Source organism: Paenibacillus sp. FSL M7-1414, assembly GCF_038003195.1.
In the GTDB taxonomy this organism is placed as follows: Bacteria; Bacillota; Bacilli; order Paenibacillales; family Paenibacillaceae; genus Paenibacillus; species Paenibacillus amylolyticus.
Genome location: NZ_JBBOOS010000001.1, coordinates 4,255,981 through 4,278,763 on the forward strand (window position 1 = coordinate 4,255,981; position 22,783 = coordinate 4,278,763).

A 22,783-nucleotide genomic window follows, 5' to 3' on the forward strand; every position below is an offset into this window, starting at 1 on the left:
CCCCTCTCTCATGTAAAACGACCCATATTCCGTGGATTCACGGTACAACAGCATGCTGTACAGCCTATTCGGATCTTGTCATTGGATGTTCAAGATCCACATGGCCCATCAGACTCTCCGTCTGCTGACCATCCACCAGTAAATCAAGTGATTTTACTTCATCAAACTGGAAGAACGTTTGTTTTAGAGCATCCAGCGCATAAGATTCTCCACCTGCTCCAAGACGTGCCGTATCTGGCATATGAATATCCAGCGTAAGAGCTCCATCCTTGAACTGAACAGACTTCAATTCAATTTCTTTAGACCACAGCGGAACAAGTTTAGCGTCTTTGCTCTGTTGCAATGATTCAAAGGCAGCTTTATATTTGGCATCATCCGATGCGTATGAAATCTCTGCCGAAGCTTTGTGCAACTCCAGTTCTTCTTCATCCGTATAGAATACAGTGATCGTTTTCTTTTCATTACTTTCGGAAGTTGCCGGCTTCTCCGTAGACGTTTCGCTTGGCGGAGTAGTTGTAGTCGCTTCCTCTGAGCTGCCTTCCTCCGTGGATTCTGTAGGCGTTGTATTCTCTTCAGGCTCAGCAGTTACCGGTTCGGTACTTGTTTCACCTTCAACCTCGGTTACATTGTTTTCAGTTCCTGCGCCTTGCGTCTGATTCGGAGCAGCTGTTGGCTTGCTTCCACATCCAGCAGCAACTGCCATAACCGTTACCAGCAAAGCTGCAATCCATATTTTCTTGTTCATTCTAACTCCGCCTCCTCAACATAAGGGCTTGTCCCTTATTTAATTCCCAGATACTCCTTGATTCCTGCAACAATCCCTTTGGCAACACTGTTCTGGAAACTCTCAGTGAACAGGGCTGCTTCGTCGCTCTTATTGCTAAGGAATCCACCTTCCAGCAGAACTGCTGGCATTGTCGTTTCACGGGTCACATGGAGACTTGCCGTTTTCACTCCACGATCTTTCAGTCCGGAAGACTGTAAAAGATACTTGTGCATCACTGTAGCAAGTGCTTTGCTGTTGGAGCGTGTATAGAATGTCTCTACACCGTTCGCAGCAGCAGGGCCACTGTTAGCATGAATGGAGATGAAAATATCCGCTTTTATGTTTTGTGCAATCTTCACACGTTCTTTCAATGCCAAAAATGTATCATCGCTGCGCGTTAACACAACGTCAATTTTGGATTCTTTTTTCAACAAGGCTTCCACTTTCAGAGCCATTGCCAGATTGAAGTCTTTTTCACGTTTACCAGTTACACCGATTGCCCCAGGATCATGATCTCCGTGACCTGCATCGATAACGACAACTTTTTTGCCATTATTACCAACTGGAGGAGCAGGTGTACCACTTTGATTGTCGAGGTTAATCATGACCAGTCCGGAATCATTTTGCACACTGTACCCTTTTGAACTGGACAGATCGATTACAAAACGAATTGTAGATGGGCTGTTGCTGTATAACGAGTAACGAATCTTCGACACATCCGGATAGCCGCTAACGACGAGTTGTCCATTCTGGTTGCTGTCTAAAGCCTGTCCTTCACTGAACGAATCAGCAAATGCGGTATTCGGCAAGTCTATAACGATTCGATCTGGTCCTGTCATCGTGAAGACGTTCGGCTTCGTACTTCCGCTTGTTGCAATCATGAAGCGGTTGTCGCTGAAGCTGATGCCGTTCACCAGTACAAGACCTTCTTGATCCGATCCTCCGCCTTCATTGCCAGAGTTCGGAGGTGTGGTTGTCCCGTTTCCGGAACCTGAATTCTGGGTAACTAATGTTACCGTCTTCGTGGTATTGTTCCAACCCACCTTAAGACCCATTTCCTCACCAATAAATCGGAGAGGTACGAGCGTAGTACCATTTTTCACGAGTGGCGGGGCATCCAAGTTTACGTTACTGCCGTTCACCGTTGCCGTCTTCTGTCCAACAATCATCTGCATGGCAGTGTTGTCTTTGCTAATAGTCACTGTTTGCGTTTGCTGCTTCCACTCCACGCTATATCCAAGATTTTCGGACACAACCCGGATCGGAACCATCACCTTGCTGTTGATAATTTCCGCTTTTGTATCCGATGGCTGTACGATTTCTTTTCCGTCTAGGATAATTTTCGTGTCTGTTGCTGCGTGACTATAGCCCGGGAATACGAGCCCAAAGACAAATAACAGTACCAAAAAACCGAACTTCTTCATCCTTCACCCCTACCATTCTCATATTTTTTTGCCGCATGTTGTCATTTTCCAACTCCGACTGACCGCTTGGGCATTACCAGACACCTATTAGACGCCCCTCGCTCTCAAAAGTTGCGAATATATTCCAACATAACAGAAAAAAAACGTTGTCAGATCAAGCTTTTTTTACATTTTAATGTCTTCTTTTTTCCTTATTTATCAAATATACATCTCTAAACAACGTAATACCCTAACCTTCATATTTGCGCAAAATTCAATTTACAGTCCCAAAAATTCAACAATTCCGTCCACAATCGCCTGTGCACATTTGTCTTGGTATTCTTCCGTGAGCATGACTGCTTCATCTGTAGGGTTACTTAAAAAACCAAGTTCAAGTAACACAGCAGGCATGGTTGTTTCACGCGTCACATGCAGACTAGCCGTTTTAACCCCACGGTCCTTGAGTCCTGTTACCGGCAACACATATTTGTGAAGAGTATCAGCCAATGTTTTGCTTTCTTTACGGCTGTAGAGCGTTTCAATGCCGTTTGGTACCGGTGTAGTGAATTTGTTTCCATGAATGGATACAAAAACATCTGCCTGATTCAATTCAGCAATATCCACACGCTGTTTGAGCGAAAGTTCTGTATCATCCTGGCGTGTAATGACCGTTTGAATATTTGAGTATTTTTGAAGGGTTGCCTGTACCTTCAGTCCTACAGCCAGATTGAAATCCTTCTCATAAGCTCCTGACAAACTCACTGCACCCGATTGACGACCACCATGTCCCGGATCAATGACCACAATCGTTTTGCCATCATTGGTAGGTACTGCCGGTTGGCTTGTCGGTTCTCCACTCGTGGCTGTCAGGTCAACGAGCAAGACATTGTTATCTCCAACAGACCATTTGGCTGTAGCCGTCTGATTCAGATCCAGAACGACACGCACGGTAGAAGGCGATTTACTGAACATGGCATATCGGACTTTGGAAACTATGGATGAATCCGTAACGAGAATCTGTCCACTCCCATCCGGGTTAGAGGCTTGTCCCTGAATGAATTCCTCAGAAAATGTCGCTGAAGGCAGATCAACAATAATTCGGTCTGGCCCACCAATACTGGATACTTTGGGGCTAATATTACCGTTTGTTGCTACAATCAAGCGATCTCCGCTGAAGCTGATGCCTTGAAGCTCTGTCAAACCATCCGGGACAGGTGCCTCGACGGGGTCACTGTCACCTTCCGTTTCAACTACGGGAGGAATACTAAATAGGCTTACTGTCTTGGTTCCATTGTCCCAGCCAACACGCAGACCCATGCCTTCCCCAACAAAGCGTAACGGAACAAGCGTAGTTCCCTGTTTGATCAGTGGGGGCGAATCCAAGTTCACCACGTTTCCATTCACTGTAGCTGCATCTTTGCCAGCCGTCATTTGAATCATGCTGTTTCCTTTTTGAACCTGGACTGACTGAGTTTCCTTCTCCCACTTCACCTTATAACCCAGGTTCTCGGATACAATTCGAATTGGAACCATGACCGTTTTCCCGATATTCTCTGCAGGTGCACCCGTCTGCTGGTTAATGGTTACACCGTCGAGTACAATCGAGGGAGTGGTGTCTGCATGGGCCATGACTGGGAATAAACATAGGAACAGAAGAAAAACGACTGCTGCCGACCATTTTTTCATAACTCATCCACCATTCTTTTTGTCTTTTGAACATCCGACCTGATTCTCTGCAGCGTAACATCAATGACAATATGTAACCTTCCATAATCTACTAATCAGTTTATCAGATATTGTCTGATCATCCGGTTACAACGTTGTCATATTTAGTCGGAAACTGAGTGGCAAAAAGGTTACTTTCTCCATTCGTCCGTACCCGAAATCATATGGAAATTACATTCCTCATCCATTTTTGCTATGCTGAGTTCAAATACTTGAATACAGGAGACTGAGCCTTGATGCCTAAAATACTGATCGTGGACGATGAAGCAGATCTTCGAAAGCTACTGACTGATTATTTTGAAATTAACGGTTATTCCGTCATGACGGCCAAGGACAGCCGGGAAGCGCTGCGGAAAGTGGAAAAACAACCCGATCTCGTTTTGTTAGATATCAACATGCCTGAACAGAACGGCCTTCAATTATGTGAAAAAATTCGCGACTTTGTCTCTTGCCCGATCTTATTCTTAACGGCTCGAATCGAAGATGCTGATAAAATAGCAGGATTTCGTGCCGGAGGCGATGACTATATCCTGAAACCTTTCAGCATTCGCGAGTTGGGCGCCAGGGTCGAAGCACATATACGCAGGGAACAACGAATCCAAACTAAATCTTCGGTAAGGTTTAACAATGAATTGGTCATTGATTATACGGCCAGGGAGCTTTACTACCTGGATAAGCGAATTTCACTGCCCAAAAAAGAGTTTGATATTGTCGAATTGCTGTCCACGCATCCTGATATGGTGTTTGGAAAGGAACGCATATACGAAAAGATTTGGGGCATGGACGAGCAAGGTGACAGTAACGTCATCGCAGAGCATATCCGGCGAATTCGCTACAAATTAAAGGAATACGGCTGTGATAATCAAATCGAGACCGTTTGGGGAGTAGGGTACAAATGGCCAAGTTCATGACTAGACTCCTGTTTTTAAAGCGATTGTCCTTGCTACAATCTTTTATGCTGTTGTGTGTGGTCACACTCATTGCCGTGCTTGCCGTTATAACTTTGGAGTTTGCTTGGGCGGAGAACCTGCGGCTGCGTTTCGGAGAAACGGATTGGGTGATGCCCTCCCTCGTCACGGCGGTTCTGCTCACCGTAGCGACTGGTATTGTCACCATGGCCGTTCTATTTTACAGATGGAAGCTAAAACGTCCGCTGGAGCTATTAAAACGAGCATCCAAGAACATTTCGGCCAACGATCTAGACTTCAGCATTTCCTATGACAGCCAGGATGAGATGGGCGAGCTGATCGCGCTATTTGAAAACATGCGCTCACAATTGGAAAAAAACCTTAAGACACTTTGGCGTTCGGTTGAAGAGCGCAAGCAGATCAATGCTATTTTTGCCCATGATCTGAGAACACCCCTGTCCGTGTTAAAAGGAAACGCCGAGCTTCTCTCCACCTATCTTCCTGAGAAGAAGTTGTCGGAAGAAAAGGTGCTGGACTTGATCCATACTATGAACCTTCACATCTTGCGTCTGGAGAGTTATGCAGAGGCCATGAACTCCATTCAGAGGCTGGAGGATGTGCCGTTGAACTTCCAATCGATGGATACGATCTCATTGACGGCTTTGCTGGATGGCAGCGCTGAACAAATCGCGAAACAGTTCGGTATACGTTTCGTCTCATCCGTGGAATATGATAATGCCTCAGTACATGTAGATCCCTATCTGGTCATGCAGATTTTCGAGAATATAGTGGCTAATGGGGCGAGATACGCAGCCAGTCAAGTGAACGTTCACTATGACGTTCAGGGAGGCATTATGAAGATTACCGTCTCAGAGGACGGTTCTGGTTTCTCTGAGGAAGCCCTGAGTAAGGCTATGCTCCCTTTTTACCGAGGCGAAGTATGGGATGCGAGCGAACATCGCGGGCTGGGCCTTTACGTTTGCAAGGTGTTTTGCGAAAAACATGAAGGTAGTCTTCGGATTGCAAACGGTCCTAACGGAGGTGGAAGCGTCACGGCAAGTATTGGGACCCGAGTTGATAAATAGTTGAAAATGATCTGATAACATCTCCTTATCTTGAATTCAAGGAGTGTTATCATGCTAAAACTGAAAAAAAGAATGTATATCACATTTAGCTGTTTGTTGTTATGTACCGCGTGGGCGTCCCCCTTATCCGCCAATGAAGCCAGAGACAGGACAGAAGTGCTGCAGGAGATCGACGAATATATGAATCGGAGCATGAAGACCAATTACATTAAGGCTGCTTCACTGGCGATTGCCAATAACGATGAGGTCTTTTACGCAAAAGGCTACGGGACATTGGCGGACGGCCAGAAGGTTACGGGCAACACCCCTTTTCCCATTGCTTCACTAAGCAAGTCCTTTACTGCTTTAGCCGTTCTGCAGCTGGTGGACAAGGGTCAGATCGACTTGGATGCGACTTACGCTTCCTATTTTCCAGAGCTTTCTCCACAGGACCCCCACGTTCTTGATATCACGGTCCGTCATTTACTGAATCAGACGAGTGGTCTCAATGACAAGACTAATCCCGATATGACAAAGACTCCGCAATTCCAATCACTGGCTGAAGCGAACCAATTATTAAACACGGTTCAACTTGCCCATATCCCCGGAACAGCCTACAGCTATCATAATCCCAATTACGTGCTGCTGGCGAACCTGGTGGAAAGTGTTAGCGGAGAGCGCTTTTCGGATTATCTGAAAAAACATATTTTTGAACCGTTAGGAATGAATCATACCTTCAGTGTCAATACAACGCAGCAATTCTATGAGAATAATACTATCCCGCTAGGACATTACCTGAGCTTGGGACGCGCTATAAGTCAATCCGAACCGCTTTGGTTCATTGAGGGCCCCGCCGGCATCGTTTCAACCGCAGAGGACATGTCCCTATGGATGCTTTCCCAATATAATGGCCGCCTCGTTTCCCCTGTGCTGATGAAACAATATCATGCCTCAGGAGCGATCGGTCCGTACGGCATGGGCTGGCTTGCAAACCAAGATGCGTCTAACGGCCAAACGATCTCCCACAGCGGCATTTTCTGGACCTACAAGTCCGAAGAACAGGTTTATTTGAACGAGCAAATGGGCATTGCCGTAATGTTTAATTCTGGTATAAACGCTTATGTGAATTACTCGGCATTTATTGATGGAATAGCGGATATTATGAGGGGACAGGAACCCCAAACCTCTTTTGTAAACGGTCGGAATATGGAAATGATCATGATTGCGCTGATCGTCGCTACGCTTGCATGGGGCATCTACGGCTATTCTCGCATACTTCGGAACTACCACCGCCTAACGATCAGCAAATTGATTATGATCACGGTTGGTAGACTGATCCCGGTTCTAATTCTCTTATCTCTGTCCCCCTTGGTTACGTTTATCGGCGGAGGACGTGTGCTGCCTTGGTTTGGCATCTGGACTACCCTATCAACTCCAATCATATGGCTTATGGTATGGTCACTTGTGAATTTCGTGCATTTGGCTTGTTATATCTATGTCTATTTTCAAAATACAAAAAACGACCCTTTGGAGTTACCTCAATAATCGATTTTTAGGTTCTCTATTTAGTCAGCTGTTATTGTATCTGTTGAAGTATTCCACCAAGAAAAATCAGGAGTTCTATGTATAGCTGACTTATTAAGCTAATTTACTTCTGAAACTACAAAAAGCTTCTGTCTCACCGATGGGAACAAGGTCCCTTGGGCGAGGCAGAAGCTTTCTGTTATGCAATACTTTAACGATTAACCGAACAGTTTTGCCGCGTGGCGTTGTTCGTAAGCAGCGATCTCATCATCATGTTGAAGAGTCAGACCGATATCATCCAATCCTTGCAACAGGAATTGACGACGGTGCTCATCCAGATCAAAATCGATATGCAGTCCGTATGCATCAGTAATCGTTTTGTTTTCCAGATTTACATTCATCTCATAGCCTTCATGTGTCGCTGTACGTTGGAACAAGTCTTCAACTTGCTCTTCTGACAACTTGATTGGCAAGATTCCGTTCTTAAAGCAGTTATTATAGAAGATGTCTGCATAAGATGGAGCGATGACACAACGGAATCCATAGTCCAAAATCGCCCATGGCGCATGCTCACGGGAAGATCCACAGCCAAAGTTGGCACGTGAGATCAGGATGGATGCCCCTTCATAACGAGGTTTGTTCATTTCGAAGGAAGCATTATTGTTGCCCTCTTCATCAAAACGCCATTCATAGAACAAAAATTGTCCAAATCCGGTACGTTCAATCCGTTTCAGGAACTGTTTCGGAATGATTGCGTCTGTATCTACATTGACCCGGTCTACCGGTGCAACGATGCCTTGTAATGTTTTGAATTCTTCCATATTAAACGTTCTCCCTTCTGTCTGTTATAGATTAGATCGCTGCTTCTGTTTTGAAATTCCAATCCCGTACGTCCACAAAGTGACCCTTAACCGCTGCTGCTGCCGCCATTGCCGGAGAAACCAGATGCGTACGTCCTCCGCGTCCTTGGCGTCCTTCAAAGTTACGGTTGGAAGTCGAAGCACAACGTTGTCCTGGCTTCAATACATCCGGGTTCATCGCCAGACACATACTGCATCCCGCATCCCGCCATTCAAATCCGGCTTCCGTAAAGATTTTATCCAAACCTTCTTGTTCTGCCTGGATTTTAACTCGTCCTGAACCTGGTACAACAATTGCTGTAACCTGACTGGATACCGTGTGACCTTTAGCCACTTGTGCTGCTGCACGCAGATCTTCGATCCGACCATTGGTGCATGAACCGATAAATACATAATCAATTGGAATCTCGGCGATTGGTGTTCCCGGTTCAAGTCCCATATATTCAAGCGCTTTTTCAGCCGCTTTGCGTTCGTTTTCTGTAGGCAATTCAGCCGGAACTGGAACTTTAGAAGAAATGTCGGTTCCCATGCCAGGGCTTGTTCCCCAAGTTACTTGCGGAATCAATGTCTCCACATCGATTTCAACCACATGGTCGAATTCGGCACCTTCATCGGTTACAAGCTGTTTCCAACCCTCTACAGCTTCATCGAATTTGGCATCCGCTGGTACGTATTCACGTCCACGCAGATATTCAAATGTTGTTTCATCCGGAGCGATCAATCCTGCTCTTGCTCCACCTTCGATGGACATGTTGCAGACCGTCATACGCTCTTCCATGCTCAACTCACGGATGGATTCGCCTGTGTACTCAATAACATAACCTGTTGCAAAGTCTGTACCGTATTTGGCGATGACTGCGAGGATCATGTCTTTTGCGGTTACACCCGGGTTACGTTTGCCGACAAAACGAACTTCCATCGTTTTGGCTTTTGCTTGTTGCAAACATTGAGTTGCCATAACGTGCTCAACTTCACTTGTTCCGATTCCGAATGCCAGTGCGCCAAACGCACCGTGTGTGGACGTATGACTGTCACCACATACAATCGTTTTACCCGGGTGAGTCAGACCCAGTTCAGGTCCCATAACGTGTACAACGCCTTGATCAATCGTGTCCAGATCATACAATTTCACGCCGAAATCACGGCAGTTTTGCGAAAGTGTATCAATTTGTTGTTTGGAGATAGGATCTGTAATGTTGAAACGGTCTTTCGTTGGAACGTTGTGGTCCATTGTTGCAAATGTCAGTTCAGGGCGACGAACTTTACGTCCGCTGAGACGAAGACCTTCAAATGCCTGTGGAGAAGTTACTTCGTGCACCAGATGCAGATCAATATACAGAATGCTTGGTTTGCCTTCTTCTTGATGAATTACGTGATTTTCCCAAATTTTCTCAAACATCGTTTTTTTACTCATCATTTTCACCTCATTATAAGTTCGTTCCTTGGAAGAGCCTCTGTTTTCTTTAAAAAGTGAAGCTCTTGAATGACATAAATATATCACCCTGTCCTTCATTGTTCCAAGATATAATATCTATAGATGTAATAGGTTTAACCTATAATGAGAGAAAGACAAATAAACCACTGCTCATCGCAGAGGTTTCAATTGATAACAATTATCATTATCAGATAAGTCTTATACTACGTTCCCGCCTCTGCGCTGTCAATGCTTTTTATCTAGAACATAAAAAAACAGCCCTGAATCCAGAGCTGCTTTCCTAGTTTCTGCTATGAAATGAAAGTTATCATATCAACGCCTTCTATAGAGAGTACTTGTTCGACTACTGTATTACAAACCGTTTTTTGCAATCACATCTTTGTACCAATAGAAACTCTTCTTGCGTTTTCTCTCCAGTGTTCCATTGCCGTCATTATCCTGATCTACATAAATAAAGCCATATCGTTTCTCCATCTCTGAAGAAGAATAACTAATCAGATCAATTACTCCCCAACTGGTATAGCCGAGCAGTTCAACACCGTCCAGAATCGCTTCATGCATTTGTTCCATGTGAGAGCGGAAGTAATCAATACGATAATCATCCTGAATGCTACCATCCGCTTCAATCGTGTCTACCGCCCCAATTCCATTTTCAACGATAAACAAAGGCACCTCGTAACGACTATACAGTTCATTCAGTGAGATGCGCAGACCTACCGGGTCAATCTGCCAGCCCCAATCATTCGTTTGCAGATACGGGTTCTTCACCCCTCCAGTTGTATTGCCACTCACCTGCTCCAATCGGTCGCCATCCACACTTGATACCAGGGACATATAATAACTGAATGAGATAAAGTCCACAGTGTGTACTTTCAGAATCTCTTCATCCCCCTCAAGCATATCCAGGTTAATCCCTTTTTCGGCAAAAAACCTCTTCGTAAAGTACGGATATGCTCCACGCACCTGTACGTCCGTAAACATAAGATTGAATTGATTATCCCGGGAAGCAACAAGTACGTCTTCGGGATTACATGTATGAGCGTACGTTGTCAGTTTGGTAAGCATACATCCAATCTGGGAACCGGGAATGATCTCATGACAGTATTTCACTGCGAGCGCACTCGCTACAAATTGATGGTGTAACCCCTGATATACAGCCTGCTCCACATTTTCGAAACGCTCCGGCACAATACCACCACTCGTAAACGGATGACGAACAATGCTGTCAATTTCATTAAATGTAATCCAATACTTCACTTTGTCCTTATAACGGGTGAACACGGTTTTACAAAAGTGAACAAAATACTCGACAACTTTCCGATCCGTCCATCCACCATGGTGATTCACCAGATACAACGGCATCTCATAATGCGACAACGTAATTAATGGTTCAATCCCTTGTTTCAGCATGCCATCAATTACGCGGTCATAGAACTGCAAACCGGCTTCATTCGGCTCTGTTTCGTTGCCATTCGGGAAAATTCGGGTCCAAGCAATAGATAAGCGCAACGTTTTGAGACCCATCTCCCCAAACAGGGCCAGATCCTCCTCATAGCGGTGGTAAAAATCAATGCCTCTGCGTTTCGGATATTCTCTGTCCGAGGTAGACTCCATCGCAGTTTTGATCTGTTCTTCATTGATCGCATTATGCTTTTTATACTCACTCTTGGCTACACCTTTTCGATAGATAGCAATGTCGGCTGTAGACAGACCTTTGCCATCCACATTCCACGCTCCTTCTGCCTGATTGGCAGCAATCGCTCCTCCCCATAGAAAATCTTCTGGAAACGTTCTTGTTGTATTGGTCATTGTGTATTCCTCCTTGGATTATCTCTGTAACTCTTTGATTCTTGCTCAATTGCGACTCATGACCCGATTGATATGAATAATCAAATACATCATCTCTTCATTGGAGATCGTATGTTCAAACCGAGCTTCAATATAATCCTTGATTAGCAATACGCAGGCTTCCTCCTGCGGATATTTATTCGCGATCTGCTCAAAGAGCTCATGATCCTGCGTGTTTAACGTTTTATGTTCAAAAAGCCGTTGAATGAAAAACTGCAAATGGGTCAAAAAGCGTGAATAGTTGATGCTGTGTGTATCCAGCTCCACGTGATAGTGAATTTTGATAATATTGAGTACATCCTTGACGGTATTGGTCATCATCATGACCTGATTCATATTGTCATCATTCTGCTGCGCATTAACGAGATGAAAGGCAATATTCGCCGCTTCCTCTTCAGGCAGGGAGAGTCCAAGCTGTTTTTGAATGAGAGACAGACCATGCAACCCGATGCTGAACTCCTGCGGATAGAACTTTTTCACTTCCCACAACATTCGGTTCTGGATCGTCATATTGTCCTTGAATCGCTTCATGGCCATATACAGATGATCCGTTAATGCGACATAGAGATGATCACTCAGATGGCGGGACAATGTATGTTTGGCATGGGAGATGATTTCGTCAGCCAGAATCAGATATTCTTTTGGCGTTTCCTTCATCAGGGCGGTGAGATCCGAAGAGATCGTTTCATTTTCAAGGACATAGATCTTCTCGATCTCATCCTCGCCCACGACATCTCCCGGTTTGCTCCTGTAGCCGATGCCCTTTCCCATCACAATAATTTCCTTGTCATCCTCAACACGTCTGGCAAGAACAATGCTCGAATTCAGTATTTTTATGACTTCCATATCAGGCTGCCTGCCTTTCATTCATATTTCAGCGAGTTATAACACTGTAATTAATGGTTTCCCCGGTCCTGTTGTCGCCGCAGTTTCATTGCCCAGTATCTCCAGATAATCTGATGAATTGGTCACAATTACAGGGGTCGTCGTGTCATAACCTGCGGCTTGTATAGCTTCAAGATCAAATTCAATCAGGAGCTGACCATGAGAGATCTGTTCTCCTTCATTCACTTTTACATCAAAATGCTGGCCTTTCAGTTTCACCGTATCCAATCCGACATGAATCAGAATTTCTACACCTTCTACCGATCTCAGACCGATGGAATGTTTGGTACGGAACACCGTCTCAACGGTACCATCAAACGGGGCAAACACCTTGCCAACACTTGGCTGAATGGCCATACCTTGTCCCATGGCTTCTTGCGAGAAGGCCTCGTCCTTCACCTCTCTTAATGGCAGAACTTTACCTTCCAATGGAGCAAAAACGATCTTTTTCGATTTGATCCCTTTGGATGGCTGGATTTCAGATTCGCCTCTCGCTTTGTTTGTAGGACTGCCTGCTATCGACACTGCTGTTGGAACAACATCCTGAAATCCAATGACATATACAGCGACAAACGCGACAATGGCAGAGATCAGCATGGTAATGATCGCATAGATAATATTCATATGATCTTCACTGATAAACATAGGCATAGATGCAATCCCCGGACCCACGGCAGCATATGCCTTGAGATTCACAATACCTGCGAACAACCCAGCGACTCCGGCGCCGATCATGCAGGCAAACAGCGTTTTCTTGAGCCTTAAATGTACACCGTAGAGAGCAGGTTCCGTGATACCGAATACACCTGAAATTCCTGCAGACAAAGCGACTTGTTTCAGCTTGATGTCTTTGGTTTTGAATGACACCGCCAGTGCGCCTGCTCCCTGCGCCATATTGGATGCCAGCATCGCGACCAGCACCAGTGTTTCATATCCAGGTGAAGCCAAGGCTGCGAAAATAATGGGATAAAATACTTTATGCATACCGAACATGACAATCAGAGGCATCAGTATAGCCATAATGACAACGGTCAACCATCCAATCTTATCCTGAATCCAATAGATCAGGTTGGACATTCCCGTTCCGAGATACATCCCCAGAGGTCCAAGTACAATCAGGGCAACTGGAGCAACAATGAGAATAACAATCAAAGGTTTAAGGAAAATTTTGACCGGTCCTGGTGAGATCTTGTCCGCGAACTTTTCAATGTAAGACATGAACCAGACCGTTAAAATAATCGGTACCACGGATGTCGCATATTGAACGGATGCAACAGGTATGCCAATAAAGGACACCGGATCTTCACCGCCAAGTAGACCAATCATATTCGGGTGTAACATGATTCCACCAAACAGAACGGCAACAAAGGGGTTCGTTTTAAATCTATTTGCACTGGAATAGGCCAGTAGAATCGGAAGAAAGTAAAAGGCAGCATCAGACATGACACTCAAAACGGTATATGTCTGGCTCTCTTTAGACATCAGGCCGGTCACGGTCGCCAGTAGCAAAAGTGCCTTAAGCATGCCCGAGGCAGCAATGGCTGGGATAATAGGTTGGAAAATGCCTGCAATGACACTGGCAAAAGTATTAAACAGTCCTTTGGGGCTATAATCCGCTTTTTGTTTCTCCTGAATTTCGTTTGATTGCCGAGTATCCATCATCTTGGCAAGTTCATTGTAGACGTACGCGACGTCATTACCGATAATAACCTGATATTGTCCGCCGCTATTCACTGCGCCAATAACACCATCAAGGCTCTTAATTTCTTGGGTCTTCGCCATATCCGGATTCTTCAGGGTAAGTCTGAGCCTGGTAGAGCAATGAATTAACGTGTTGATATTATCATTGCCACCGACCAGCTCCATAATCGATTGGGCTAATTGTTTGTAATTCATGGTGCACCTCCGTTTCTTGATGGGAACAAAAAAAGACCTAAAAAGGGTAGGAAAAGAGAAACTCTTCCCACCCAATCTAGGTCTTGCCTGCCGAACAGTAACACGCCATCGTTGGATGAATGTTATTCAATTATATGAACGAAAAAGAATATGAACATTTGAAATGGTTCTGTGCTAACACTTGAAACTGGTACACATGAAAACGTTGATTTTGTTTTACCCGGGTAAGTGGTTCTTATTAAGCGTTTTCAAAATTAGTATAGCAACTCTTCTGATGGAGTGCAAGCGGTTAAGCGAAATTAATGATTTCTTCATCTGTAATGATATAATGGTGGCATAACGAAAGGAATGACCGATGACGATGGAATTCAGACAACTTCAATATACGCTACAAATTGCGGCCGAACGCAATTTCTCCCGGGCAGCAGAGAAGCTACATATTGCCCAGCCTTCATTAAGCCAGCAATTATCCAAATTGGAAAAAGAATTGGGTGTGCTGCTGTTTCAGCGTAATACAAGTACCGTGGAGTTAACCCATGCGGGTGTTACGTTTGTCGAGCAAGCCCAGAAGATCGTAGATGCTGTGGAGCTATTGCGTCAGGAAATGTCCGATATCTCCCAGCTTCGCAAAGGTAAAGTCGTTGTAGGCAGCATGCCGATCACGGGCTCACACTTGCTCCCACATGTGCTTCCTGCGTTCCAACAAGCTTATCCCGAGATTGAGGTTACCTTATTGGAAGACTCCGGGCTTACGCTTGAGAAATTGACAGCAAGCGGCAAAGCAGATCTTAGTCTGTTATCTCTTCCTTTACAAGAGCCAAGTCTCGCCTACGTTGCCATTGGAGAGGAAAAGATTGATCTGGCAGTTCCCCCGAATCACCCTTTGGCATGCAGGGCAGATCCGGAACATCCGCTTCCTGTGCGAATTGAAGAGCTTCGGGATGAACCCTTTGTTGTGTTGAAAAAAGGTCAGGGCTTTCGCAAACTTACATTCGATCTCTGTGAGCAGGCTGGTTTTGATCCCCAAGTTGTGTTTGAGAGCACCAATATTGAAACCGTTCAGTCGCTGGTCGCCACTGGTATGGGCATTACACTGGTTCCACGCTTTATCGCCCGTGCGCCGCGCAGTGAGTTCGTGCCTGTGTATGTGCCACTTGCTGAGCCTACTCCTAGCAGAACACTTGTTGTGGCTTATCGTCAAGGAAGAGTGTTGTCGAAGGCAGCCGAAGCATTCATCCATACGTTTCAACAAACCGTGACCGAACTGTCAAAGGGAGACTAAAAAATTTCTCCTATGGGTATGGGTACATTTCATACTGAAACAAAACAAAGGCTTGACCCTTATGGGCCAAGCCTTTGTCATATACTCGTTTCCCGCATCCGCAGGATAGAGTTCTTACATTGCAATCACAGTAACTGGTTACAGTACAATGTTGCTTGTTAAGTTGTTTAGCTACAATGCTAATTTATAATGTTAACGTAGAAACGTACATAAGAAAACTTCATGTCTGGCGGTTTATTTACGCAAATTACGATCGCTTGTCAGCCTGTTTTGCTGATTCATTACACGGCCTTCGTCCTGAACAGTTGAATCAGGGGGTGATAGTCCTCCTGCTCCATTCTCTAAGAATGCCCTTAAGTGATCTTCCCTTGTGTTATCCTGTTCCAGTCTCCTGAGCGTATCTTTCACATGGTTGTCCATTGATTGATCATCCTCCTTGGTGACGGGATAGTTATCATTACCCGCGTCCTGGAAGAATAAACACTTTTTCTGAAGAATTTTATTTCAGTTTTTATTTTTTGCCAAAATAAACGCCAGGTCGACGGTCTTCAAATACGGGAATCCGTCCGCGAACCTCATCTACCAGAGATGGACGAATAATTCCGGTCACGATCTCTTCCCCTTCGCCACCTTCAGCCACAATCTCACCCCAAGGATCAATGATGAGGGAATGTCCGAAAAATTCGGTCTCTCCCCCTTTACCTACACGGTTACATGCGATCACATACATCTGGTTCTCAATCGCTCGTGCCGTAAGTAACGTACGCCAGTGGTGCAAACGAGGGTTCGGCCATTCGGCCGGTACAATTAATGCCTTGGCCCCGTTGAGAGCAAGGGTGCGGGCAAGTTCCGGAAATCGGATGTCATAACAGATCGAAGCACCCGCTGTAAGACCGTTCTGCAATTCAAAAATTTCAGGTTCCGCACCTGGCTGTAAATATTTCTCCTCGTCCATCAGACGGAACAAATGTAATTTATCGTATCGTGTTACCTGTTTTCCTTCACGATCATAAGCGTACATTGTATTGTATATTTGACCATCCCGTTTTTCGGCAATCGAACCGCCAACGATGGAAATTTGATGTTTTTGAGCAAAAGCAGACAGCCATTCCCGAGATTTCTGGCCTTCCGGGTCAGCGAGTTCATGAATTTGAGTCAAAGCGTATCCGGTATTCCACATCTCAGGTAACACAGCCAGCCCCAGATCCGGATATTGTTCTACCGCACGCTTAAGCAACATCTGCATATGTTTATGATTGGCCTCAGGGTCTCCGAGCTGAATATCGCCCTGAATCAGGGCTACACGCATTTCTCCCTGTTGTTTTTCTGTCATGACAAGCACTCCTCTGAACCGTAATACCTGCTATCATAGCTTGATCCTCCTGAGGACTGCAAGCCTGTTTTTGTTATGAACTTGCACACAACAACTCAGGGAGCAGGGTCAACAATCGATCACTCGTGAGCGCATCACCCACATTCCATGTTGACTCCTCCACAGGATATACCCGTCCATTCTGCACAGCCGGAAGGGCCTGCCAACTGGGACTTTTCATCAGCATCTCTGTAGCCTGTCTTGCCACAACTTCCTCAGGCAGCATAACAAACACATGATCTCCCGCGTACTGACGTACCGCTTCAGCCGAGATTTCCTTATAGGCTCTGCCTGCCACAAGTGCTTCCTTCACTTTGGTAACTGGCCTGAATCCCATTGGATGATATAACATAGGCGCCAGACCGATATTGCCCATAACAAATAATCGTGCACCCCGATGGTATGTAAATACGGATGCCGTTTCCCCCTCTTCAATCACAGTATGGATCTTCGCCCACATCTGCTCGGTACGCTCCGCATAGGAGGTTAGCCATTGTTCAACCTGCGGTTGTCTGCCAAACCAGCTGCCCAATCTGCGCATTCGTTCTTCCAACGTGGCATGTGAATTGTAAGCAAGCGTCGGTGCAATCCGGTAAAGTTGTTCATACTGTTGTTCATTACTGCTATCAAAAATAATCAAATCCGGCTTCATGATAACAGCGGCTTCCACATTAACCGGAGCGACCGCGTCATATGTCCGATCTTCCAGCAACTGAATGCCCAACATCAGCATATCCCCAGCGGAATCTCCGTAATACATAATTCGCTCCGGGTTTACTGGAATATTCACATCATGACCCAACCAATCTTGTACTAATGTCTGCTGCTGAATCGATCTCTCATATTGACGAGGAGATAATCCGGTCATTTGGCGAAAACGCCTGCTGAAATAATACTCATCCTTAAACCCCACACGACTCGCTATATCCCGAAGTGGTTCATCTGATTTGCGAAGCCAGTCCTTGGCATGTTTGATGCGTACATGATTCACATAATCGAGTGGCTTGTGACCCGTGAGTTGTCTGAAAAGGGTCGTATATTGTACAGGTCTGATCTCCGCAAGTCGTGCCAGTTTCTGTACAGTGATTTCTTCAGCATAATGGTCGTCCACATACTGAATCGTGCTGTGTAGTCTTGCTTCCATACTCTGTTCCGTCTTTGGAGAAGTGTACCGGGTAATGATCATCTCCATCCATTTTTGGAACTGTGCATTCAGATGGCTGTATTCAGCATCTGTTTTATAATTCCGAATGACATACATCTGCTCCAGCAACCCACTTAACGGAGCATAGGGATAACCATTCAATTGGTTTCTGTGCTCAAATACAGGGCGGGTAAAGAGCTCGGGATCACCCGTCAACACATGAATAACATCAAAAGCCATTATGATATATTTCAATTCCGAGTTATTACGATGTTCAATCTGGTACCCCTCTCCCGGAGAAAGCGGATAAACACATCCCGTAGTAAACGGAAACTGTTCATGCCCTATATATAAACGCCCATCCCCTTCTTCGCAGATCAGGAAGGCATGTTTCTCGCAAGCAACTTCCAGCATCACCTGTTCAGGTGGTTCAATTCGACGTACCAGATGATCCAGCCGAAACATGAATGCTGAAAAGAACAACGCTCCCCCATCGGCATCCAAAGCCTGCATGTCGGTTCACCTCGTTTTTCTAAAATGAGAATAATTATCAATCATTCTGTATGGTCTGATTATAAGCGAGCGATGGTCAATAATCTAGATATGACTTTATCAGCAAAAAAGAGCGTTCAACGAAATGTTGAAGGCCCCTTTTACTTTTTTATAACTGCATTACTCAAAGGTGTTACTGCTGCCTCACTAGCTCGTCATCATTATTGAATCATCTGTTTTGGCAGCTCTTGTAACAGCCACTCCCTGGAAAGGGCATCACTTGAAGCTTTTACGATATTAAAACGATATACTTTTCCTTCTTTCACCGCAGGCAGGTTCTTCCAGATTGAACTATCCAGCAATTCCTTGGTGGATTGTTTCGCATCGTCGGTCACAGGATCCAGAATAAATATCCGATCACCGGCAAATTCAGATAATTTTTCAGTCGAAATCTCTACAAAACCCATGTCTTCATCCAATACTTTCTGAATTTCCGCGGTTGGCTTCAGCCCGTCTTTACCATATAACAACTGTGGCAATCCTGCACCCGCCATAACAAACAGACGATTCCCGGGATACATGGTGAATACCGAAGCGGTCTCCCCTTCTTTCAATCCGTTCTTATGAAGTTGCTTCCACATCTCTTCTGTTGCTTTTTGATGAGCCGTAACCCATTCCTCCGCTTCTTGCTTCTTATTCAACAAATCGCCAAGGATACGCATGCGATCTTCTATTAAACCAAACGAATCAAATGTAACTGTGGGTGCAACCTTTGCAATCTGATCATATTGAGCCTCGTCACTGTTGGAGAAAATAATCAGATCGGGATTCAGGTCTAACGCCTTTTCCACACTGATCGGAAATCCTACATCTTCTGCCTGAGCAACCTGATCATCAAATACGGTTCCCTCTTGACGAAGTATGCCGACAGGAACAACACCAAGCGCGAGCAGATCCCCTGTAACTTCTCCATGATAGATAACTCGCTTCGGATTTACAGGAATCTCAACTTCATGGCCTGTCCAGTCTTTGAATATTCGGGTCTCGCCCTCATTCGTTTCTTCCACTGCAGTCGTGGTCTCTGTCGTTTCTGTGGCTGCTTTGGAATCATCTGCGCCAGCAGCAGGTGTTGCAGCCTGATTTCCACAAGCCAGCAGCAGGATGGATAACCATGTGATCGTTAATAATACTCCCGTATTTCGTATGCCCTTTTTCATTTCTATTTCTCCCCCTATATCATGTGCGTTGTGCCAGAAATTAATGATATTGATTATCATTATCGGATATTATCATAAAACATGGCTTCTCTCAGCTCAATGGACAAAACTAAATGAGTACTTTCAATTTTGTACAATACTCCGCTCTTTGCTCCTATGTACTGTATATTCAAGTGCATTTCCCTCTATACAGCTCGGGATTTGCGTGATAAATTAATGAGAACTATTTGCCATTATTAATAACCGGAGTGATGAATATAATGACCCAATCAGACCATACATCTGCTCGTTCAGCTTTTAAGATACCGACTTCTGATGTGATGACACAGCTGCCAACGCAATTTTTTGCTACCCTTGTTCAAAATGTAAATCGTGAAATCGCAAGTGGACATGACGTGATTAATCTGGGTCAGGGGAACCCGGATACACCTACACCTCCTCATATTGTGAAAACACTGCAAGAGTCGGCTGAGAATCCCCTCTACCACAAATACTCCCCTTTTAGAGGGTACTCTTTCCTGAAGGAAGCCGTCGCCAAACGTTATAAGGAAGATTACAACGTTGATCTGAACCCCGAGACTGAAGTAGCCATTCTGTTCGGAGGCAAAACCGGATTGGTTCAGTTACCTCAGGTCCTGCTAAACCCCGGCGACACCGTTCTCGTTCCAGATCCGGGCTACCCGGATTACTGGTCTGGTGTTGCACTCGCCAAAGCAAACATGTCATTTATGCCTTTAATGGAGTCCAATGCATTCCTGCCTGATTACGAAGCCGTTACAGCCGAAGATCGGGAAAAGGCCAAGCTGATGTTCCTGAACTATCCCAACAACCCAACGTCAGCAACGGCGCCCCTTTCCTTCTACGAAGATACGGTTGAATTCGCCATTCAAAATCAAATTGTAGTAGCCAGCGACTTTGCTTACGGTGCGATTGGATTCGACGGACATCGTCCCGTAAGTTTCCTGCAAGCCCCTGGTGCCAAAGAAGTGGGCATTGAGTTCTATACGTTATCCAAAACGTACAATATGGCTGGATGGCGTGTTGGATTCGCGCTTGGCAATGCGGAGATTGTCTCTAAAATCAATCTGCTTCAAGATCATATCTATGTCAGTCTTTTCGGTGGAATTCAAGCTGCGGCAACGGAAGCACTTACTGGCTCACAGGAATGTGTTGCCTTACTGGTTTCACGCTACGAATCGCGTCGCAATGCATTTTATGACGCTCTTTCCTCGATTGGCTGGCAAGCTTCGAAACCCGCAGGTTCATTCTTCAGCTGGTTACCTGTACCTGCCGGTTATACCTCTGCTTCATTTGCAGACTTGTTACTGCGAGAAGCCAAGGTGGCCATAGCCCCAGGTATTGGTTTTGGTTCGCATGGCGAAGGCTATGTGCGCGCGGGACTGTTAAGTGATGAAAACCGATTACGTGAAGCTGTCGAGCGGATTGGCAAGCTGAATTTATTCAAGTAATTTACAGGACCATAACCCCTTTGCATATGCCAAGTTTCCATGGTATGTTATAAGAAATATTGAACGAAACGTGATGACGGGACCAGTAAGAGAATATCAGTCGCGCCCAGAGAGTAAATTCCACCCTGCTGAAAGAATTTACCGCGGCTCTTCTCTGAAACCTACCCCTGAGCGGCCTGTTACGTGCAGGACAGTGCCTTCTGTTACAGGGCATGAAGCCGGATGATCTAATCATCAATAAAGGTGGTACCGCGGAAGTAACGAACTTTCGTCCTTTTTAACTAAAGGGCGGGAGTTTTTTTTGTACCCGCTAAAGCCTGCTCCAGAAGCACTTATTAATCATGTTTAAGGAAGTGAAACCATGACTTCACGTATTGTAGTTAAGATTGGAAGCAGCTCGCTTACAACGGAAGAAGGCGGTCTGGATCGCAGTTCGATCACTTTTTTTGCCGGAGAAATTGCAGCATTGGTTGATCAGGGCCATGAAGTACTTCTGGTCACCTCAGGAGCGGTAGCGGCCGGATTCCGGGAGATCGGTTACCCTCAGCGCCCCAAACTGCTACATGAGAAACAAGCCGCAGCGGCCGTTGGGCAGGCATTACTGATGCAGGCATATCAACAGGCTTTTGCAGCGCACCGCGTTACTACGGCGCAAATTTTGTTAACTCGTACAGACTTTCACAGTCGTAAACGCATGGGTAATGCAGGTATGACCGTAGAAGAGTTGCTTAAACAGCGAGTGATTCCGATTTTTAATGAGAATGATACGGTGTCGGTAGACGAATTGAAGTTTGGTGATAACGATCTGTTGTCCGCATTGGTTGCAAACCTGGTGAAGGCTCAGCATCTGATCATTCTTACCGATACCAACGGCCTGTACACCGCAGATCCGCGTAAAGATCCTTCTGCCATGCGTTACGACCGTATTCCCGAAATAACGGCTGAGATCTACGCTTTTGCCGGCGGCTCAGGATCAACGGTTGGTACAGGCGGAATGCGATCCAAAGTAGATGCAGCAAAGGTTGCTACACGTGGAGGCGTACCTGTATTCGTGGGAAGTGTAAAAGAACACGGAGATATGCAGAAAGCGGTTGATGGCACCGGTAAAGGAACTTACTTTGAGACACGACTCGCTTCGTTATCCCGTAAAAAGCAGTGGCTCGGCTTCATGTCTACTCCACTGGGAACTGTCGTTGTGGATGATGGTGCTGAAGAAGCACTTGTCCATGGGGGCCACAGCCTTTTACCTGTAGGAGTCAAGCGGGTACTGGGAACATTCCATGCCGGAGACGTTGTAGAGGTCATCGGAATGGATGAAACCTTGCTTGGTCGCGGTATTGTCAATTATGATGATGACCAGCTTCGACTCATTGCCGGACTTCCCAGTGGCGAAGTGATGAAACAACTCGCTAGCATCCACAGACTTGAAGTTATTCATAGAGACGAATGGATTACGTTAAAATAAACATGAAGCTATATTAAGTTAAACTAAT

18 protein-coding genes are annotated in these 22,783 nt (G+C 45.4%); 6 read left to right on the forward strand and 12 right to left on the reverse strand.

The window, feature by feature from the left end; genetic code table 11:
• Positions 1 to 64: 64 nt before the first annotated feature.
• The 3 genes from MHH92_RS18375 to MHH92_RS18385 form a co-directional block, all read right to left on the reverse strand.
• Positions 65 to 745 carry a GerMN domain-containing protein gene (locus MHH92_RS18375; protein ID WP_340905474.1) on the reverse strand — a complete coding sequence of 227 codons (681 nt, stop codon included), beginning with the start codon at positions 743 to 745 and terminating at the stop codon, positions 65 to 67.
• Between the two features lie 35 nt (positions 746 to 780).
• On the reverse strand, positions 781 to 2,190 hold the full coding sequence (locus MHH92_RS18380; protein ID WP_340905475.1) for an N-acetylmuramoyl-L-alanine amidase family protein: 1,410 nt from the start codon (positions 2,188 to 2,190) through the stop codon (positions 781 to 783).
• Positions 2,191 to 2,448: 258 nt separating this feature from the next.
• Positions 2,449 to 3,855: an N-acetylmuramoyl-L-alanine amidase family protein gene (locus MHH92_RS18385; RefSeq protein WP_340905477.1), complete on the reverse strand. Its 1,407-nt coding sequence runs from the start codon at positions 3,853 to 3,855 to the stop codon at positions 2,449 to 2,451.
• 275 nt (positions 3,856 to 4,130) lie between these two features.
• Here MHH92_RS18385 and MHH92_RS18390 point away from each other — a divergent pair, with 275 nt between their 5' ends.
• The 3 genes from MHH92_RS18390 to MHH92_RS18400 are packed head-to-tail and all read left to right on the forward strand — an operon-like array spanning position 4,131 to position 7,411.
• Positions 4,131 to 4,805, forward strand: a complete 675-nt coding sequence (locus MHH92_RS18390) for a response regulator transcription factor (protein ID WP_036607568.1) — start codon at positions 4,131 to 4,133, stop codon at positions 4,803 to 4,805.
• Positions 4,790 to 5,887, forward strand: a complete 1,098-nt coding sequence (locus MHH92_RS18395) for a HAMP domain-containing sensor histidine kinase (RefSeq protein ID WP_340017794.1) — start codon at positions 4,790 to 4,792, stop codon at positions 5,885 to 5,887. The genes MHH92_RS18390 and MHH92_RS18395 overlap by 16 nt, the downstream gene beginning before the upstream one ends.
• Positions 5,888 to 5,938: 51 nt before the next feature.
• Positions 5,939 to 7,411: a serine hydrolase domain-containing protein gene (locus tag MHH92_RS18400; protein WP_340905480.1), complete on the forward strand. Its 1,473-nt coding sequence runs from the start codon at positions 5,939 to 5,941 to the stop codon at positions 7,409 to 7,411.
• Positions 7,412 to 7,608: 197 nt separating this feature from the next.
• On the opposite strand, the gene leuD is transcribed toward MHH92_RS18400, so the two are convergent.
• The 5 genes from leuD to MHH92_RS18425 all read right to left on the reverse strand — a co-directional run bounded on the left by leuD (position 7,609) and on the right by MHH92_RS18425 (position 14,314).
• Positions 7,609 to 8,211 carry a 3-isopropylmalate dehydratase small subunit gene (leuD, locus tag MHH92_RS18405; RefSeq protein WP_036607574.1) on the reverse strand — a complete coding sequence of 201 codons (603 nt, stop codon included), beginning with the start codon at positions 8,209 to 8,211 and terminating at the stop codon, positions 7,609 to 7,611.
• Positions 8,212 to 8,242: 31 nt separating this feature from the next.
• Positions 8,243 to 9,664 (reverse strand): 3-isopropylmalate dehydratase large subunit, encoded by a 1,422-nt coding sequence (gene leuC, locus MHH92_RS18410; protein WP_036607575.1) that lies wholly within the window; start codon positions 9,662 to 9,664, stop codon positions 8,243 to 8,245.
• A 372-nt stretch (positions 9,665 to 10,036) separates the two neighbouring features.
• Positions 10,037 to 11,494, reverse strand: a complete 1,458-nt coding sequence (locus MHH92_RS18415) for a glycoside hydrolase family 1 protein (RefSeq protein ID WP_127549575.1) — start codon at positions 11,492 to 11,494, stop codon at positions 10,037 to 10,039.
• A 45-nt stretch (positions 11,495 to 11,539) separates the two neighbouring features.
• Complete coding sequence (gene licT / locus MHH92_RS18420; RefSeq protein WP_074095604.1) at positions 11,540 to 12,379, reverse strand: BglG family transcription antiterminator LicT; 840 nt, start codon at positions 12,377 to 12,379, stop codon at positions 11,540 to 11,542.
• Positions 12,380 to 12,415: 36 nt separating this feature from the next.
• Positions 12,416 to 14,314 (reverse strand): beta-glucoside-specific PTS transporter subunit IIABC, encoded by a 1,899-nt coding sequence (locus tag MHH92_RS18425; RefSeq protein WP_100527258.1) that lies wholly within the window; start codon positions 14,312 to 14,314, stop codon positions 12,416 to 12,418.
• 361 nt (positions 14,315 to 14,675) lie between these two features.
• Here MHH92_RS18425 and MHH92_RS18430 point away from each other — a divergent pair, with 361 nt between their 5' ends.
• Entirely contained in the window at positions 14,676 to 15,596 is a 921-nt protein-coding gene (locus MHH92_RS18430; RefSeq protein ID WP_315371254.1) for a LysR family transcriptional regulator, read from the forward strand.
• 234 nt (positions 15,597 to 15,830) lie between these two features.
• Here MHH92_RS18430 and MHH92_RS18435 read toward each other — a convergent pair whose 3' ends face one another.
• The 4 genes from MHH92_RS18435 to MHH92_RS18450 all read right to left on the reverse strand — a co-directional run bounded on the left by MHH92_RS18435 (position 15,831) and on the right by MHH92_RS18450 (position 19,821).
• Positions 15,831 to 16,016 (reverse strand): hypothetical protein, encoded by a 186-nt coding sequence (locus tag MHH92_RS18435; protein WP_017687767.1) that lies wholly within the window; start codon positions 16,014 to 16,016, stop codon positions 15,831 to 15,833.
• Between the two features lie 91 nt (positions 16,017 to 16,107).
• On the reverse strand, positions 16,108 to 16,929 hold the full coding sequence (locus MHH92_RS18440; RefSeq protein ID WP_315371255.1) for a carbon-nitrogen family hydrolase: 822 nt from the start codon (positions 16,927 to 16,929) through the stop codon (positions 16,108 to 16,110).
• A gap of 73 nt (positions 16,930 to 17,002) precedes the next feature.
• A complete protein-coding gene (locus MHH92_RS18445; RefSeq protein ID WP_340905489.1) occupies positions 17,003 to 18,625 on the reverse strand; it encodes an AraC family transcriptional regulator in 1,623 nt (540 codons plus the stop codon).
• A gap of 200 nt (positions 18,626 to 18,825) precedes the next feature.
• Positions 18,826 to 19,821 (reverse strand): ABC transporter substrate-binding protein, encoded by a 996-nt coding sequence (locus MHH92_RS18450; protein WP_340905492.1) that lies wholly within the window; start codon positions 19,819 to 19,821, stop codon positions 18,826 to 18,828.
• A 260-nt stretch (positions 19,822 to 20,081) separates the two neighbouring features.
• Here MHH92_RS18450 and MHH92_RS18455 point away from each other — a divergent pair, with 260 nt between their 5' ends.
• Both MHH92_RS18455 and proB read left to right on the forward strand, forming a co-directional pair.
• Positions 20,082 to 21,290 carry a pyridoxal phosphate-dependent aminotransferase gene (locus MHH92_RS18455; RefSeq protein WP_340905494.1) on the forward strand — a complete coding sequence of 403 codons (1,209 nt, stop codon included), beginning with the start codon at positions 20,082 to 20,084 and terminating at the stop codon, positions 21,288 to 21,290.
• A 361-nt stretch (positions 21,291 to 21,651) separates the two neighbouring features.
• Complete coding sequence (gene proB / locus MHH92_RS18460; RefSeq protein ID WP_340905496.1) at positions 21,652 to 22,755, forward strand: glutamate 5-kinase; 1,104 nt, start codon at positions 21,652 to 21,654, stop codon at positions 22,753 to 22,755.
• Positions 22,756 to 22,783: the final 28 nt, after the last annotated feature.